The organism is Arthrobacter sp. BG5 (genome assembly GCF_056680155.1).
Genome location: NZ_CM155268.1, coordinates 2,667,103 through 2,682,621, shown reverse-complemented (window position 1 = coordinate 2,682,621; position 15,519 = coordinate 2,667,103). Strand labels below are relative to the sequence as shown.

The 15,519-nt window shown below is 69.3% G+C and carries 17 protein-coding genes and 1 tRNA gene; 11 read left to right on the top strand and 7 right to left on the bottom strand.

Translation table 11 applies throughout. From position 1 onward, the window contains the following. Nucleotides 1–30: 30 nt before the first annotated feature. Nucleotides 31–693, top strand: coding sequence for a phosphate signaling complex protein PhoU (phoU, locus tag AC1MBE_RS12465; RefSeq protein WP_479778678.1), 663 nt, complete (start codon nucleotides 31–33; stop codon nucleotides 691–693). Nucleotides 694–786: 93 nt separating this feature from the next. On the opposite strand, the gene AC1MBE_RS12460 is transcribed toward phoU, so the two are convergent. Beyond that, nucleotides 787–1,533 carry a phosphoglyceromutase gene (locus AC1MBE_RS12460; protein WP_479778676.1) on the bottom strand — a complete coding sequence of 249 codons (747 nt, stop codon included), beginning with the start codon at nucleotides 1,531–1,533 and terminating at the stop codon, nucleotides 787–789. Nucleotides 1,534–1,675: 142 nt separating this feature from the next. On the opposite strand from AC1MBE_RS12460, the gene AC1MBE_RS12455 reads away from it, so the two are divergent. Continuing rightward, a complete protein-coding gene (locus AC1MBE_RS12455; RefSeq protein ID WP_479778674.1) occupies nucleotides 1,676–2,548 on the top strand; it encodes a class I SAM-dependent methyltransferase in 873 nt (290 codons plus the stop codon). A gap of 64 nt (nucleotides 2,549–2,612) precedes the next feature. Here AC1MBE_RS12455 and AC1MBE_RS12450 read toward each other — a convergent pair whose 3' ends face one another. Then, a complete protein-coding gene (locus tag AC1MBE_RS12450; protein ID WP_479778672.1) occupies nucleotides 2,613–2,966 on the bottom strand; it encodes a DUF2516 family protein in 354 nt (117 codons plus the stop codon). A 9-nt stretch (nucleotides 2,967–2,975) separates the two neighbouring features. Next, entirely contained in the window at nucleotides 2,976–4,172 is a 1,197-nt protein-coding gene (locus AC1MBE_RS12445) for a trans-sulfuration enzyme family protein (RefSeq protein ID WP_479778670.1), read from the bottom strand. Nucleotides 4,173–4,261: 89 nt separating this feature from the next. Here AC1MBE_RS12445 and tmk point away from each other — a divergent pair, with 89 nt between their 5' ends. The 4 genes from tmk to AC1MBE_RS12425 all read left to right on the top strand — a co-directional run bounded on the left by tmk (nucleotide 4,262) and on the right by AC1MBE_RS12425 (nucleotide 7,883). Continuing rightward, a complete protein-coding gene (tmk, locus tag AC1MBE_RS12440) occupies nucleotides 4,262–4,930 on the top strand; it encodes a dTMP kinase (protein ID WP_479778668.1) in 669 nt (222 codons plus the stop codon). Further along, on the top strand, nucleotides 4,927–6,069 hold the full coding sequence (locus AC1MBE_RS12435) for a DNA polymerase III subunit delta' (protein WP_479778666.1): 1,143 nt from the start codon (nucleotides 4,927–4,929) through the stop codon (nucleotides 6,067–6,069). Before tmk ends, AC1MBE_RS12435 begins: the two co-directional genes overlap by 4 nt. Nucleotides 6,070–6,126: 57 nt before the next feature. Continuing rightward, nucleotides 6,127–7,707, top strand: coding sequence for an alpha/beta hydrolase (locus AC1MBE_RS12430; RefSeq protein WP_479778664.1), 1,581 nt, complete (start codon nucleotides 6,127–6,129; stop codon nucleotides 7,705–7,707). Between the two features lie 103 nt (nucleotides 7,708–7,810). Continuing rightward, nucleotides 7,811–7,883 (top strand) — tRNA-Thr (locus AC1MBE_RS12425). Nucleotides 7,884–7,968: 85 nt separating this feature from the next. Here AC1MBE_RS12425 and AC1MBE_RS12420 read toward each other — a convergent pair. Continuing rightward, complete coding sequence (locus AC1MBE_RS12420) at nucleotides 7,969–9,504, bottom strand: alkaline phosphatase D family protein (RefSeq protein WP_479778662.1); 1,536 nt, start codon at nucleotides 9,502–9,504, stop codon at nucleotides 7,969–7,971. 151 nt (nucleotides 9,505–9,655) lie between these two features. On the opposite strand from AC1MBE_RS12420, the gene AC1MBE_RS12415 reads away from it, so the two are divergent. Together AC1MBE_RS12415 and AC1MBE_RS12410 are read left to right on the top strand one after the other, a co-directional pair. After that, entirely contained in the window at nucleotides 9,656–10,459 is an 804-nt protein-coding gene (locus AC1MBE_RS12415; protein ID WP_479778660.1) for an MFS transporter, read from the top strand. Beyond that, a complete protein-coding gene (locus tag AC1MBE_RS12410) occupies nucleotides 10,444–10,929 on the top strand; it encodes an MFS transporter (RefSeq protein WP_479778658.1) in 486 nt (161 codons plus the stop codon). The genes AC1MBE_RS12415 and AC1MBE_RS12410 overlap by 16 nt, the downstream gene beginning before the upstream one ends. Nucleotides 10,930–10,995: 66 nt before the next feature. Here the strand turns inward: AC1MBE_RS12410 and AC1MBE_RS12405 are convergent, their stop codons facing one another. Then, nucleotides 10,996–11,469: a DUF2231 domain-containing protein gene (locus tag AC1MBE_RS12405; RefSeq protein WP_479778656.1), complete on the bottom strand. Its 474-nt coding sequence runs from the start codon at nucleotides 11,467–11,469 to the stop codon at nucleotides 10,996–10,998. A 68-nt stretch (nucleotides 11,470–11,537) separates the two neighbouring features. Between AC1MBE_RS12405 and AC1MBE_RS12400 the strand changes: the two genes are divergently transcribed. The 3 genes from AC1MBE_RS12400 to AC1MBE_RS12390 all read left to right on the top strand — a co-directional run bounded on the left by AC1MBE_RS12400 (nucleotide 11,538) and on the right by AC1MBE_RS12390 (nucleotide 14,021). Then, on the top strand, nucleotides 11,538–12,497 hold the full coding sequence (locus AC1MBE_RS12400) for a hypothetical protein (RefSeq protein WP_479778654.1): 960 nt from the start codon (nucleotides 11,538–11,540) through the stop codon (nucleotides 12,495–12,497). A gap of 36 nt (nucleotides 12,498–12,533) precedes the next feature. Further along, nucleotides 12,534–12,746, top strand: coding sequence for a hypothetical protein (locus AC1MBE_RS12395; protein ID WP_479778652.1), 213 nt, complete (start codon nucleotides 12,534–12,536; stop codon nucleotides 12,744–12,746). Between the two features lie 192 nt (nucleotides 12,747–12,938). Beyond that, complete coding sequence (locus AC1MBE_RS12390) at nucleotides 12,939–14,021, top strand: TRAP transporter substrate-binding protein (protein WP_479778650.1); 1,083 nt, start codon at nucleotides 12,939–12,941, stop codon at nucleotides 14,019–14,021. A 96-nt stretch (nucleotides 14,022–14,117) separates the two neighbouring features. On the opposite strand, the gene AC1MBE_RS12385 is transcribed toward AC1MBE_RS12390, so the two are convergent. Beyond that, nucleotides 14,118–14,963, bottom strand: a complete 846-nt coding sequence (locus AC1MBE_RS12385) for an aldo/keto reductase (RefSeq protein ID WP_479778648.1) — start codon at nucleotides 14,961–14,963, stop codon at nucleotides 14,118–14,120. 95 nt (nucleotides 14,964–15,058) lie between these two features. Beyond that, nucleotides 15,059–15,514 carry a hypothetical protein gene (locus AC1MBE_RS12380; protein ID WP_479778646.1) on the bottom strand — a complete coding sequence of 152 codons (456 nt, stop codon included), beginning with the start codon at nucleotides 15,512–15,514 and terminating at the stop codon, nucleotides 15,059–15,061. Between the last annotated feature and the right edge of the window lie 5 nt (nucleotides 15,515–15,519).

The window sequence follows — 15,519 nt, the reverse complement described above, 5'->3', positions numbered from 1 at the left end:
CGGCAAGGTTTCCGAGGAAAGGACGCACCCGTGCGCAAGGTTTTTCAGGAAGAGCTCGCCCAGGTCGGTGAGCAGCTCGTCGAAATTTCGAAGCTCGTCAGCGAGGCGTTCGAAAAGGCCACCACAGCCTTCGAGGGCGCCGACGTGGACCTCGCGGAGGACGTCATCGCGGCCGACGCCCGGATCGATTTCCTGCAGAACAGCCTCGACGAGCGTGCCATCGACATCCTCGCCCTGCAGGGCCCGGTTGCCAGCGACCTGCGGATGATCGTGGGCTCACTCCGGATGAGCGCCTCGCTGGAGCGGATGGGCGACCTCGCCCGGCACATCGCCCAGCTCGCCCGCCTCCGCTACCCGGCCAACGTGATCCCGCAGCAGCTGCAGGAGACCTTCAAGAGCTTCGCCAAGTACGACCTGGAGATCGCGGAGAAGCTCACCGTGCTGCTGGAGACCCGCGACCTCGAGGTGGCCCGCGACATCCTCAAGGCCAACAGCGCGGTCAACGACCTGCACCTGAGTGTCTTCAAGGCGATTGCGCGCAGCGACTGGGCCGAATCCGCGGCCACCACCGTGGACGTCGCCCTGGCCAGCCGCTACTTCGAGCGTTTCGCGGACCACGGCGTTTCGGTCGCGCAGAAGGTGACGTACCTGGTCACCGGCGCGTGGCACCCCAACAGCATCGAGCACAGCTGACGGCCCTGCCGTCCCAACAGCAGCGGGTACGACGGCGGCCGGTCACCTTGGGGGTGACCGGCCGCCGTCGTTGTATCCGCAGTGCGAAAGGCGTTACTTCTTGCCCTGGTTCGCCACGGCCTTGATGGACTCGGCGGCCGCCTCGGGGTCCAGGTACGTCCCGCCCGGGTTCAGCGGCTTGAAGTTCTCGTCCAGGTCGTAGACGAGCGGGATGCCGGTGGGGATGTTGAGGCCGGCGATGTCCTCGTCGCTGATGCCGTCAAGGTGCTTGACCAGCGCGCGCAGGGAGTTGCCGTGGGCGGTGACCAGGACGGTCTTGCCGGCCTTGAGGTCTTCCTTGATGTCCGATTCCCAGTAGGGCAGCAGCCGGACCAGGACGTCCTTGAGGCACTCGGTGCGCGGCATGGCGTCGCCGAGATCCTTGTAGCGCGGATCCCCCATCTGGGAGAACTCGGAGTCGTCCGCGAGGGGCGGCGGCGGGGTGTCGTAGGAGCGGCGCCAGGTCATGAACTGGTCCTCGCCGTACTCGGCCAGCGTCTGGGCCTTGTCCTTGCCCTGCAGCGCGCCGTAGTGGCGTTCGTTGAGGCGCCAGTCGCGCTTGACGTCGATCCAGCCCCGGTCGGCCTTCTCCAGGGCGAGGTTCGCGGTGTTGATCGCCCGCTTCAGGCGCGAGGTGTAGAGGATGTCCGGGAGGACGTTGTTCTCCACCAGCAGCTCGCCGCCGCGTACCGCCTCGGCACGGCCCTGGTCGTTCAGGTCAACGTCCACCCAGCCGGTGAACAGGTTCTTGGCGTTCCATTCGCTGTGGCCGTGGCGCAGCAGAATCAGCTTGTAAGTCATGCTTTTCATCCTAGCCGAGCGCTCCCGGCCAGCGCCGAGCGTTACACGTACCGCGCGCACAGCAACGCGGGGTCAGATCCAGCCCATCCCCGGGCCGGGCATGGACCGTATCCGACCCCGCGTTGGAGGATAGGGTTGGCGTGTGGTGCAGAAGGCTGAGCGGGTGGTGTCCCCCCGTACCCGGGGCGGGACCCGGGGCGGAACGCAGGGCGCAGCGGGCAGCGGATCCCGTGCCGGCCGGCCGGTCGGCAACGTGACCCGCGGCACCACCAACCCCAACCGGATGCGGCGAGTCGACCGCTGGCTCGCCGGGCCGCAGGCCTGGCGCCTGCGCAACGCCGCGGACCCGCTCGTCGTCGACCTCGGCTACGGCGCGTCTCCGGCCACCGCCGTCGAACTTTTTGGGCGCCTCTCCGCCGTCCGGGCCGACGTGCGAGTGGTCGGCATTGAGATCGAGCCGGAGCGGGTCCGGTTGGCCAAGGCGCTGGAGCGTCCCGGGCTCAGCTTCCAGCTGGGCGGCTTCGAACTCCCGGTGCCGGGCCGGCCGGTGCTGGTGCGGGCTTTCAACGTGCTGCGGCAGTACGAAGAGGCGGACGTGCCGGCCATCTGGCGGCTGGTGCAGGACCGGCTGGCGCCCGGCGGCTTGTTCATCGACGGCACCTGCGACGAGATCGGACGCCGGGTCACCTGGGTGGCGCTCGACGACGTGCGCCCGCTGAGCCTGGGGCTGTCCATGCGCTTCGGCGGCTTCGAGCTGCCCTCGGAGATCGCCGAGCGGCTGCCCAAGGCGCTCATCCACCGGAATGTCCCGGGCGAACGGATCCATACCTACCTGCAGGCGCTGGACAAGGCCTGGCTGGAGGCCGCGCCGCTGGCCTCGTTCGGCAACCGGCAGCGCTGGACCGCCATGTGCCGGGCACTGCGCGACGGCGGCTGGCCGGTGCAGGACGGCCCGTCCCGGTGGCGCTTGGGCGAACTCACCGTGGGCTGGGAAGCCGTGGCCCCGGGGCCTTAGGTGGGTGGGCCCACGCCGGCAGGGTTCCCTGAGCGAGCTTGCGAGCTGAGGGAGCCGGTGGGGATCACCAGGGGCCGTAAGGGCCCATGTTGCGGCTGCCGCCGCGGCCGGCGTCCTTGACCGCGGGGCGGACGTCGGCGAGATAGACGGATGCCGCGGTCACGGCCGCGAGGCCGAAGAGCCCCAGCGGGCCGAAGAAGCCTCCGCCGCCGCCAACGATGGACAGCAGCCCGATGGCCAGGGCACCGCCGGTCAGGGCGAGCCAGAAGGTTTTGGTCCGCTTGGACACCGCTTCGAAGGCGTTGGCCTTGTGCCGCAGGCAGTCGAAGAACGCCCACACCTCAAGCCCCAGGGCCACGACCGCAAGGAGAAAGTAGATCCCTCGGTCGGCAAATTCAATCAGCGTTCTTCCGTCCATGCCCCCAGCCTAGCTGTCCAGTGTCGCCAAAGCCTGCTGCAAATCGGCCCACAGGTCCTCGACGTTTTCAATTCCGACGCTCAGCCGGACCAGGTTGTCCGGCACGCTCTCCGGCTCCGCCGTGTGCCGGCGCCGGCGCTCGATCAGGGACTCGACGCCGCCCAGCGACGTGGCTGGCAGCCACAACTGCAGCGCCCTGATCATCCGGTCGGCGGCGTCCGCGCCGCTCAAACCGCCGCCGGGGCCGTCCACCGGCGCCATTTCGATGCACAGCACGGAGCCGAAGCCCTTCATCTGCGCCTTGGCCCGCTCGTGTCCGGGGTCCGTAGGCAGTCCCGGGTAGCGGATGCTGCCGACCCTCGGGTGGCCGCTCAGCCGTTCCGCGAGCACTGCCGCGGAAGCCTGCGAGCGCTCAACCCGGAGCGCCAGGGTGCGCAGTCCGCGCAGCGCCAGCCACGCCTCGAACGGGCCGGCGATGCCGCCGTGGATGGTGCGGTGGTGCAGCAACCTGGCGTGGAGCTCGGCGTCGGACGTCACGAGGGCGCCCAGCACGACATCGGAGTGGCCGGCGAGGTACTTGGTGACCGAGTGCAGGACGACGTCGGAGCCCAGGCTGAGGGGCTGCTGCACGAGCGGGGTGGAAAAGGTGTTGTCGGTGACCACCAGCGCGCCGGCCGCGTGCGCCGCCGCGGTGAGCGCCCGGATGTCCGCGACGCCGAGCATCGGGTTGGTGGGGCTCTCCAGCCACAGCATGCTCGCGGGCCTGCCGCCGGCGGGGGCCAGCTGCGCCAGCACGGCGTCGGTGTCCGCGATGTCCACGGTGCGCAGTTCCAGCGCACCGTTCTGCGCCAGTTCGGTTGCCATTACGAGCGACCCGGCATAACTGTGGGACGGCATCACCAGCACCCCCTGCGCCGGAACCAGGGACAGCGCCGAACTCACCGCGGCCAGGCCCGACGCGTACAACAGGCCGGGCAGCTCGGCACCTTCCAGTTGCGCCAGGGCCTGCTCGAACGGGTCCCAGGTGGGGTTGGAGTAGCGGCCGTAGCCGCGGTCGCCGGGGCCCAGCGGACCGGTGCCGAAATAGGTCGAGGACAGCACGATCGGCGGGTTGACCGGGGCGTCGCGTTCGCGCGGCGGACGGCCGGCGGCCACCACCACCGTTTCGGCGGAAAGCGAGGCTGCCTGTTCTTCGGAGAGACTCATGGTCACAGGGTACTTGGGGGCCGCGCCAAGCCCGTAAGGCGTTACGCGCAGGCCACCATGGTGTCGGTGATTGTCGGTAGGCTAGAGCAGTGACTACCCAGACCCCCGGACCGTTCCCCGGCCTGTTCATTGCCTTCGAGGGCGGCGACGGCGCCGGCAAGTCCACCCAGGCTGCGGAACTCGCAGCAGCGCTGGAGTCCCGGGGACTGACGGTGCTGCGGACCCGGGAGCCGGGCGGCACGCCGATCGGCGAGAAACTGCGCTCTCTGGTGCTGGACCACGGCCACGGCCACATTGACGCCCGCACCGAGGCGCTGATCTTCGCGGCCTCCCGCGCCGCGCACGCCGACCAGGTCATCCGTCCCGCGCTGGAGCGGGGCGAGGTGGTCCTCACCGACCGGTACATCGACTCCTCGGTCGCCTATCAGGGCGCCGGCCGGGACCTCGGCACCGAGGCGGTCCGCCAGCTTAATGACTGGGCCACCTCCGGCCTGCAGCCGGACCTTACGGTGCTGCTCGACGTCGACCCTGCCGACGGCCGCCGACGCCGGACCGCCGGCGACGCCGCTGAGGACCGGCTCGAATCCGAGGCCGACGAATTCCATGCCCGGATCCGCGCCGCCTTCCTGGCCCTGGCAGCGGCCCGGCCGGAAAAGTACCTTGTCCTCGCGGCCCACCTGCCGGTGCGGGAACTGGTCGCCCGGATCCTGGAACGGGTCCAGGCGTTGCCCTCGCTCCGCCAGGGCAGCTCGGCATGAGCGTCTGGGACGACCTTCAGGGCCAGCCCGCCGTCGTCGCCCAACTGCGCCAGGCCGCGGAGGGTGAGGGGCTGACGCACGCCTGGCTGTTCACCGGGCCGCCGGGGTCGGGGCGCTCCAACGCCGCGAAGGCCTTCGCCGCGGCGCTGAACTGCGACCAGGAGGACGTGGCCCGGCGGGGCTGCGGCGAATGCGCGGCGTGCCAGACGATCGTCGGCGAGACGCACTCCGACGTGACGTTCGTACGGACCGAGAAGGTCACCATCACCATCGATGAGGCCCGCGAACTGGTCTCGACCGCCGGCAACCGTCCCTCCTCCGCCCGCTGGCGCATCATCGTCGTCGAAGACGCGGACCGGATGGCGGAGCGGACCACCAATGTGCTGCTCAAGGCCATCGAGGAGCCCACCCCGCGCACCATCTGGATGCTCTGCGCGCCGTCCCCCGCCGACGTGCTCGTGACCATCCGCTCCCGCTGCCGCCCGGTGGCCCTGCGGCTTCCGCCGGCGGCCGACGTCGCGGCGCTGCTGGTCAAACGCGACGGCGTCGAACCCGACGTTGCCGAGCGCGCGGCCCGCGCCGCGCAAAGCCACGTGGGGATCGCCCGCCGGCTGGCCCGGGACCCGGAGGCGCGGCAGCGCCGGCTGGAAACGGTCAGCTTCCCGCTGCACCTGCGCGGCATCACCGCGGCGGTGATGATGGCGGACAAGCTCGTCAAGATCGCCACCGAGGAGGCCAACAGCTCCAACGACGAGCGCGACGCCGCCGAAAAGGCCGCGCTGCTCGCAACGCTCGGGGCACCCGAAAGCGGCCCCCTGCCGCCGGCCATGCGCGGGCAGGTCAAACAGCTGGAAGACGACCAGAAGCGCCGTGCCAAACGCTCCGTCACCGACTCCCTTGACCGCACCCTGACCGACCTGCTGTCCTTTTACCGGGATGTGCTGATCATCCAGATGGGGAACGCCGTTGAACTGGTCAACGTTGAGCTGAGGCACGAACTTCAGGAGTTTGCCGGACGCTCAACGGCAGAACTGACACTTGCCCGGATGGATGCCATCAACAAGGCCCGCAAGCGGATCACCACCACCAACGTGGCCCCGCTGCTGGCCATCGAGTCCATGACCAGCAGCCTGATCTGACCGGCAGCAACGCTCGACCCCCTCGATCCGCCAGTTCCACATCCCAAGGAGAACCGCATGACGTCAGCACCACCATCCCCGGCAGGCAACCGAAGGATGCCCGGGGTGCGGGCGGCCGGTGCGTTGTCGCTGGGCCTGGTACTGGCCCTCGTGCTGTCATCCTGCACGCTCTTTGGGTCCGGTGACGGCGGCTCGAAGAGCGCTCCGGGCAAGGCCGACCCCTCCATCGCCGCAGCTGCCCCGGCCGAGCTGCGCAGCTTCTACTCCCAGCAGCTGAACTGGACGCGCTGCGAGGGGGATTTCCAGTGCGCCAAGGTCAAGGTCCCGCTGGACTACAACAAGCCCGACGGTGACTCGGTCGAACTGGCCGCGATCAAGCTGGCCACGAAGGCCGGCAACAAGAAGGGCAGCCTGCTGGTGAACCCCGGCGGCCCCGGAGGCTCCGGCTACGACTTCGTCCGGGACGCCGGCTCCACGAACATTTCCGAAAAGGTGCGCTCCAACTACGACGTCGTGGGCTTCGATCCGCGCGGTGTGAAGCGCTCCGCGCCGGTCACCTGCCTCACCGACCGGGAACGCGACGCCAACCGGGCCAAGATCTACCGGCTGGACACCGAGTCCGGACTGGCCGAAGCCTTCGCCGACAACAAGGCCATCGCCGCCAAATGTGCCGAGAAGACCGGCCCCGTCCTGGGCCACGTGGACACCGTCAGCGCCGCCAAGGACCTCGACATCCTCCGCGGCGTGCTGAACGACACCAAGCTGAACTACCTGGGCTACTCCTACGGCACCTTCCTGGGCTCCACCTACGCCTCGCTCTTCCCGGACAACGTGGGCCGGATGGTCCTGGACGGCGCGATGGACCCCTCCCTGAGCTATGAGGAGCTGACCAGCGGCCAGGCGAAGGCCTTCGAAAAAGCCATCCGCGCCTACGTGACGAACTGCCTCCAGGACAGCGGCTGCCCACTGGTCGGCGGCCCGGACAACGCCGTCCGGCAGATCCAGGACCTCATCGCGGCCGTGGAGACGAGCCCCAAGGCCGCCAAGGACGGCCGGGTGGTCAACGCGTCCATGTTCGTCAGCGGCTTCATCCTGCCGTTCTACAACGATGACAACTGGCCGGTCCTGACCCAGGCGCTGGACAGTGCGATGCAGGGCGACCTGTCCCCGATGCTGCGGCTCTCCGACTTCGGTGCGGACCGCGAGCCCAACGGCACGTACTCGGCCAACTCGGCGTTCGCGTTCAACGCCATCAACTGCCTCGACTACCCGATGTCTTCCGACACCGCCGCGATGCGCGCCGAGGAGAAGCAGCTCCGCCAGCTGTCCCCCACCCTCGGGTACTACTTCGCCTACGGCGGCACCAGCTGCAAGGACTGGCCGTACAAGAGCGTCCGCACCCCCGCGCCGGCCGAGTACAAGGGATCGACTGACATCCTGGTGGTCGGGACCACGGGCGACCCCGCGACGCCGGTCGAGTGGGCCAGTGCCCTGCGCAAGCAGCTGGGAACCGCCTCGCTGCTGACCTGGAAGGGCGAGGGCCACACCGCCTACGGCCGCTCCAACAGCTGCATCGAAAACGCCGTGGACGGCTACCTCGTGGACGGCAAGACACCGGCGGACAACACGGTCTGCTGATCCGCTGACGGCCCCCGCGCCGCTCATTTTGACCCGGGCGCGGAAGCTCCATTACAGTTGTCTCTTGCATGATCCGCCCGGTTCGCCGGGGTTTCACGCGGTTGCTTCCTTAGCTCAGTCGGTAGAGCGTCTCACTCGTAATGAGAAGGTCATCAGTTCGATTCTGATAGGAAGCTCAAAGAAAAACCCCGCATTCCCGCTGAGCGGGAGTACGGGGTTTTTTCTTGGGTGTCGCTAGTAAGGCCCCAGCCGCCGACGGCGTCAGGCCCGTTGGGCCCCCGGCTGGCCGTTCCGCACCACGAAAGACGCATCGACGACGGCAGGGGACGCAGTGTCTGCTGCCGAGGCCACTACGAGGTAATCGCTGCGGAATTCATCCGGAGTCACGGTGCAGCGGGTCCAGCCCCGCTTGTCCGGGTTGATGTAGTGGGTGTGCGGGTTGGCCGGCAGGCCGTTCTTGATTGCCTGCGCCCAGCTGCAACCGGAGCTGATGGAGGTTCCGACGAACTCGGTTGTGACCACCTTCGATGCCGGGTCCGCGTGGTCGAGCAGGACGTCGTTGACGAAGGCCGCGTGCCAGTCACCGCTCAGGATCACGGGGTTGGCCGGGTTCTGCTGGTCGATGAAGTTGGTGAGCCGGTTGCGCGAGACGACGTAGCCGTCCCACTGGTCGTGGTTGACCGAGAGGACCTCGGAGGGGTCGTAGTCGTACTGCGCCATCATTGTCTGTTGGGCGATGAGGTTCCAGCGCGCGGGCGAGGACACGAGCCCCTGGAAGAGCCACTGCTCTTGCGCATCCCCCATGAGGGTACGGGAGGGGTCGTACACGCCGGGGTGCTGCGGGCCGCCCGGGAAATTCTCCGTCAGCTGGTCCGAACGGTACTGGCGCGTGTCGAGTACGTGGAATTTGGCCAGGTTGCCGTAGTCCAGTCCTCGGTACAGGACCATGTCCGGGCCCGTGGGCCGCTGCGGGCGGCGAAGCGGAAGGTGCTCGTAGTAGGCCTGGAAAGCGTTGGCGCGCAACTGGAGGAATCGCTGCGGGTCGTTGGACGCCTCGTTGTCCGGCTGGGAGACACCGCCGGCCCAGTTGTTCTCCACTTCGTGGTCGTCGAAGGTCACGACGAACGGGAACCTCGCGTGTGCGGCCTGCAGGTCGGGCGAGCTCTTGTACTTGGCGTGGTTGTTGCGGAAGTCAGCCAGGGTCTCATGATTTTTGCCCTCGTAGGTGTAGTCCCCCACGTGCACAACAAGGTCGAGGTCCTCCTGCGCCATGGAGCGGTAGGCGGCGTAGCGGCCGCCGGCCCACGCCTGGCACGAGGCCAGTCCGAAGGTGATCCGCCCGGGGTCCGACCCGGCCGCCGGCGCCGTCCGGGTGTGCCCGACCGGGCTTTCCTCGTTGCCGACCCTGAAACGGAACCAGTAGTCCGCGGAGGGGCGCAGCCCGTCCACTTCGGCGTGCACGGAGTGCGCCAGCTCGGGGGCCGCGTTCTCGCTGCCCGCCTTAACGACGGTACGGAATTCCGGATCCGCGGCCACCTGCCAGTTCACCTGGACCTTGTACGGCGGCATGCCGCCGAGCCCGTCTGCTGCCTGGGGCTCGGGCGCCAGGCGGGTCCACAACACGACGCCGTCAGGGGTGGGGTCACCCGACGCTACCCCCAGGGTGAAAGGGTTCCGCGGAAAGTGGGGTTCGGCCCAGGCGGGGGCCGCAGAGAATCCGTAGACGGCGGCAGTGGCCGCCGCGCCGCCGGACAGGGCAAGGAAGCGGCGGCGGGACGTGGCAAAGGAACCTGACATGTTGTCTCCTCAGGGGTTGGCTGATGTCCAAGCCATTCAGCCAGCGGGAACTGAGGGGACTGTGAACCCGTGGTGAACACGCTACGAACCCTGCCCGGACACCCGCCGGGCGGCGCTTGTCAATGCCGGCCGCGTCCGCGACTCTTGGGACATGGACCGGCCCGAGCGCAAGGTGCCCAACTCTCCGGCGTCCGCCGCTACCGGGACGGACCCCTCCGCGGCGCCGGCCGGGCTGCCGGCACGGGCACGCGGGCCGTGGGGCACGGTGGTCGGCTTCGGTTTGGTCAGCCTGGCCACCGACGTCGTCTCCGACGGCGCCCGGCCGCTCGCCGGGCCGCTGCTGGCCCAGCTTGGCGCTTCCGCGTTGCTGGTGGGGCTCGTTACCGGCGGGGCGGAGGCCGCGGCGCAGGGCCTGCGCCTTGTCTTCGGGCCGTGGGCGGACCGGACCCGCAAGTACTGGACTTTCACGGTGGCGGGGTATGCGCTGACGGCGTTGTGCGTGCCGCTGCTGGCTTTCGCCCCGGCCGCGGGCGCGGCGGGGCTGGTCCTGGCTTCGGCCCTGATCATCGGCGACCGCGTGGGCAAGGCGGTGCGGAGTCCGGCAAAGACTGTGCTGCTCGCCTCCGCGGCCAAGCAAGTGGGCCGCGGCCGGGGCTTTGCCGTGCACAAGTCGCTGGATCTCGCCGGGGCGCTTCTGGGACCCCTCATGGTGGCGGCTGTGCTGGCGGCCACCGGAGTAATCTCGACGGCGTTTGCGGTCTCGCCGTTCCGGCCGCGATGGCGCTGGCGCTGCTACTCGGGCTGCGCCGCCGGGCTGCCGGCCCGGGCGCGGGCCCCGCGCGGGAGACGGTTCCCGGCACGGCCGGCACGCCGCCGTCGTTGTTCTCCGGAGTTTTCCTGCTCTTTGCGGTGTGCGCCTTTTTCTGGAGCGCGGGATTGGTGGCTTTCGGGGTGATCTCCTACCACCTGAGCACCGCGGTGGCGGTTCCGGCCCCGGTGGTTCCGCTGCTTTACGCCGCGGCCATGGGCGCAGCGGCCCTTGGCGCGCTGGGCAGCGGCTTCCTCTACGACAGGCTGGGCCCGGCCGTGCTGCTGGCCCTGCCCGTGCTGATCACGGCCATTCCGGTGCTGGCCTTCTCCACCGGCGTCGCCCTGGTGCTGGCCGGCGTGGCAGTCTGGGGCGCCGCCACCGGCATCCAGGACTCCACGGTCAAGGCGCTGGTGGCCGACCTTGTCCCGGAGCCGCGGCAGGGATCGGCATACGGGGTCTTCGCGGCCTTCGAGGGAGCGGGCGCGCTGGCCGGCGGCGCGCTTTACGGCGCCCTCTACGGGGCCGCCCCCGCGCTGATCGCGGCGGTCGCCGCGCTGCAGGCTGTGGCCCTGGTGCTGCTGCTCATGACGGTGCGACGGGTGCGGCGGGCCTGACGCCGTCGCCGCCTTACACGCGGGGCGCCGCCTAAGGCGGGGTGCCGCCGGACGCGGGCAGTCCGCTCAGCGCGCCCAGACCGAAGCGGCGCCGGAGTGCCCGGTGATGACGCTCTGGTAGACGAAGAAGGCACCGGCCAGGGCCCCGGCAACCAGCAGGACGGTCCGCAGGACCCGGTTTTCTCGCAGGCTGCCGAGGAAGGCGAGGCGCCGGCCGACCGGTTCAAAGCTCACCACAATCATCGCCGCGACAATCACGAAGAAGATCACCGAAACAACCTTCAGCACATCTCCCTGCTCGGCGTGCTCCCGGACCAGCTCCGTCGACGGACGGGCCTTCTGCAGCTGCTCCCCCGCCTGCGCGGTGACGAGTGCAACGGGGACCAGCCCCAGCGAGAGGACCCCCAGCGGCCAGGCCAGGTACCTGCGCCAGCGCGGCGCCGCTGCGTAGGCGATGGCCGCGAGGCCGGCGATGGGACCAAGCACCACGACGGCGTGGACCAGAAGGATGTGGGCCGGGAGTCCGGCAATTTCAATCACGTGGGATCTCCTACGGGGGACGTGGGCCGCGCGCCCCGGCATGCGGCCTGAGCTTCTATGATTCTTGCATGGCAAAACCTGAGCTCGCGGACATTGCGGCGCAGCTCTACGCGATGCCGTTTGACGCCTTTGTCGCGGGCCGTAACGCCGCGGCCAAGGACATGCTCTCGGCCAACGCGACGCCGGAGCTGCGCTCTCGCGCGGCCGAGGTGCGCTCCCTGCCCAAGCCCTCGGTGGGCGCGTGGGCAGTCAACATGCTCGCCTGGCAGCGGCCGGAGGTTCTCGGCGACCTGGCCGAGCTGGGACTTGCCATGCGCCGGGCTCAGGCGGACCTCGACGCGGCGGCGCTCCGCAGTCTTTCCCGGGAACGGCGGACCATGCTGGCCGGCGCCGTCGACGCTGCCCGCGCCGCGGCGGAGCAGGAGGGGCGGAAGATCAGCGGCACCGTCGCTGCCGAAGTGGAACAGACCCTGCGCGCGGCGACAGCCGACGAGGGTGCCGCTGCGGCTGTCCGGAGCGGACGGCTGCTCCGGGCGCTCTCCGCCGACGGCGTCGACGTCGTTGACCTGGACGGCGCCGTCGCCGTCCCGGAGGCCCCCGGGGCAATGCCGTCGGCTGCTCCCCCGCCGGCGGCCTCCCGGCGGCCCAGCGCGCCGCCTGCTGCTGACCAGCCTCGGCTCCGGGCGGTCCGGCAGGAGCGGGCGGCACCCACCCCGTCGGCAAGGCAGCGCGCCCAGGCAGCCCTGAAGGAGGCCGCCGACGACGCCCGCTCCAGCGCCGCGGAAGCCGAGCGCACGGGTGCGGAGCTGCAGGATGCGAGCGAGGACGTGGCGGCGCTGGCCGAGGAGGCAGGCAGGCTCAAGGAACAGCTGGAGCAGGCCGAGACCGGGCTGCGGCAGGCCCGCAGGCGCGCGGAGTCGGCTGCTGCTGCCGCGCAGCAGGCCGCCCGCGCCGCGGACAAGGCCCGCCGTCGGGAGGACCTGGCGCGGGAACGCGTGCTGCGGCTGGGCAACACGCCGGGAGGATGATCGCTGACTGTCAGAGGTCGGTTGCAGACTTAATTCATGGAAAAGCATCAGGATTTTGCAGCAGCCCAGCAGGCAGAAGAGCTGCACTGGGAAGTCACTTACCTGGACACCGACTGCGGGCGCGTCCGCACCGAAGCCTTCGATGACGCCACGGCGGCCGAGCGTTTTGCCAGCCGTCGCCTCCTCGACGAGGACGGCTGGGCGATCGTCGACTCCGTACGGCCAAGCCGGGCCCGGGCCGCCGCCTGAGGCCGGAAGGTGCCTGGACCGGAAGGTGCCTGGCCGGCCAGGCGTCCGGCGCGGTCCGCCGCTTCCTGCCGGCGTGCCCGCGGTCTGTTGGACGAGGGCCGGAGGGAGTAACTTTCGAGGTGGAGGCTTCTTCCCAGCCGGTGGCTATTGCTGTGGAGGAAACCGCCTCGGGATCCGGACGTGGAGGCCAGCATGAAATCACGGTTGCGGGGTGGAGCCATCCTGGCGTTGGTCGCCATTGTCCTGGCGACCAACGGATGCGGCACACCCGCCGGGCCTACACAGAAGGATCAACACGCCGACGACGCAACGGTCCTGACCCTGGCCACTGCCGGAGGGCCGGACGGCCGTTCCGCGGCCCAGATCCGGGAATTCACCCGGCAGGTGCAGGAAATTTCCCGGGGCAGCATGCGGATCGAACTCGTGCTGAAAGCGGCCGCCGACGAGGCTGGCGCGTGGGACCAGGCAGTCGCCCAATCTACCGAGGGCGGCGACTTCGACATGGCACTGATCCCCACCCGGACCTGGGAATCAGAAGGCGTCCTGTCCTTTGCGGCCCTGTCGGCCCCCTTCCTCCGGCCCTCCGATCAGGTGGTCACCAAGCTCGTCGCGCCGGAGCTCGCGGGCGGCATGCTGGCGGGCCTGAAAGCAGTCGGGCTCACCGGGCTGGCCCTGCTGCCGGACGGTCCCCGGATGCTCTTTTCCTTTGAGGGACCAGTGACAGCGCCGGCCCAGCTCGCCGGCAAAGTGGTCCGCGCCCCGCGCTCCAGCACGGGCTATGCAACCCTAAAGGCGCTGGGCGCCAGCCCGCAGTCCCTGGCGGGCGATCTCTTTACCGACGCCCTGGACAAAGGCACAGTCAAAGCCGCTGAGTCATCCTTCACCCGGGCCGGGACCTTCCCGCAGCCCAGCACCACCACCGGGAACCTGCCCCTGTATGTGAAGGTCAACTCGCTGGTGATCAACACCAATATCAACTCCCACCTGGCCGCCGACGACCGGCGGATCCTGTTGGAGGCGGCTGCCAAGACCCGGGACGCGGCGACGGGAGCAATGCTCCACACCACCGACGACGCAGCCGCCTACTGCCAACAAGGCGGCACGATCGTGGAAGCAACCGCGGCGGAGATCGCAGCCTTCGAAGCCGCGGCAGCCCCGATTTACGCACAGCTGGAAAAGGATGCCGTCACGCGGGCCCTCATCGCGAAGATCCGTGCCCTTAATGCCGCCTCCGGCGACGCCTCCCACATCGTCCCCTGCAGTCCTGCCGGCTGACGGTGTGAAGGGGCCGCACCGGCGGCACCCGCAAAAAAGAGCGGTCCAAGGCCAACAAGGCCCTGGACCGCTTCTTTTCGCTACCGGCTGGACCGACTAGGCGAAGTCGGAGACCGCCGGGTCTGCACCGATGCGGCCGGCGCCCTCAGCGGAGCGGTCCAGGCCGTTGATCGCCTCGACATCGGTCTGGTCGAGGGTGACGTCCAGTGCCTCGTAGTTCTCGCGGATCCGTGATTCGGTCACCGACTTGGGGATCACAACGTTGCCGATCGCGAGGTGCCAGGCGATGACTACCTGCGCCGGCGTGGCATTGTGCTTGGCCGCGATCTGGGCGATGACCGGGCTTTCCAGCAGCTCGCCGCCCTGGCCCAGCGGCGACCAGGCCTCGGTGAGGATGCCCTGCGAAGCGTTGAACTCACGCAGCTCGGCTTGGTTGAAGAACGGGTGCAGCTCGATCTGGTGGATCGCCGGGACCACGCCGGTTTCGTCGATCAGGCGCTGCAGCCCTTCCTTGGTGAAGTTGGAGACGCCGATGGTCTTGACGCGCCCCTGCTTCTGCAGTTCGATGAGCGCCTTCCAGGTGTCCACGTACTTGTCCTGCTTCGGCTGCATCCAGTGGATGAGGTACAGATCCAGGGTCTCAAGGCCGAGGCGTTCCATGGATTCCTCGAACGCCTTCAGCGTGGACTCGTAGCCCTGGTCCGCGTTCCACAGCTTGGTGGTGATGAAGATTTCCTCCGACTTGAGCCCGGAGCGGGCGATGGCCCGGCCCACCCCGGCTTCGTTCCCGTAGATCTTGGCGGTGTCGATGTGCCGGTAGCCGGCCTCGAACGCCTGGACGACGACCTTTTCGGCCACGTCGTCCTCAACCTGCCAGACCCCGTAGCCGAGCTGCGGGATGGTGTTGCCGTCATTGAATGTCAGTTCAGGAGAAGAAGTCATCTTTTTATCCTGCCAACTCACTACGCCGGATGCCAGTGTTTTGCCCGCGCTAAGCTAGGCGCTTAACTCGGAATATCCGGCCCGGGTGCCCGTCGTCAGGGTTGTGTGGCCGCCTCGGCCAGGCGGCGTTCGGCGTCGTCAATGTGTTCCACCACCGTCTCCGCGCGGCGGCGCACCGACGCGGCGCCCACCGGCACCGGCCCGACGGCGAGGCGGAGCATGGCCGCCGCTTCCGCCGTCATGGCCAGTGAGTTCCCCGCCGTCGACAGCGAGCGGTGCACGCCGGCCAACGCCCCGGGGATGTCGAGGCCGTCGCTGGGCGAGCGGCGCTGCGCTTCCATGCAAATCTGCCGGACCCGGACGGCAAGTTCGGAAAGTTCGTTGGCGATCTCGACCAGTTCCGCGTAGAGCGCCTCGTCCTCGACGCCTTCGAGCACCTGGTGGTACCGGTCCAGTCCCCGGACGAACCGGTCGTGGGCGCGCCGCCACAGGCCCTTCCCGAGTTCCGCGTCGTCCTTGCGTCCCTGCCGCGCGGCGCTGAAGAATCCCAACGGTG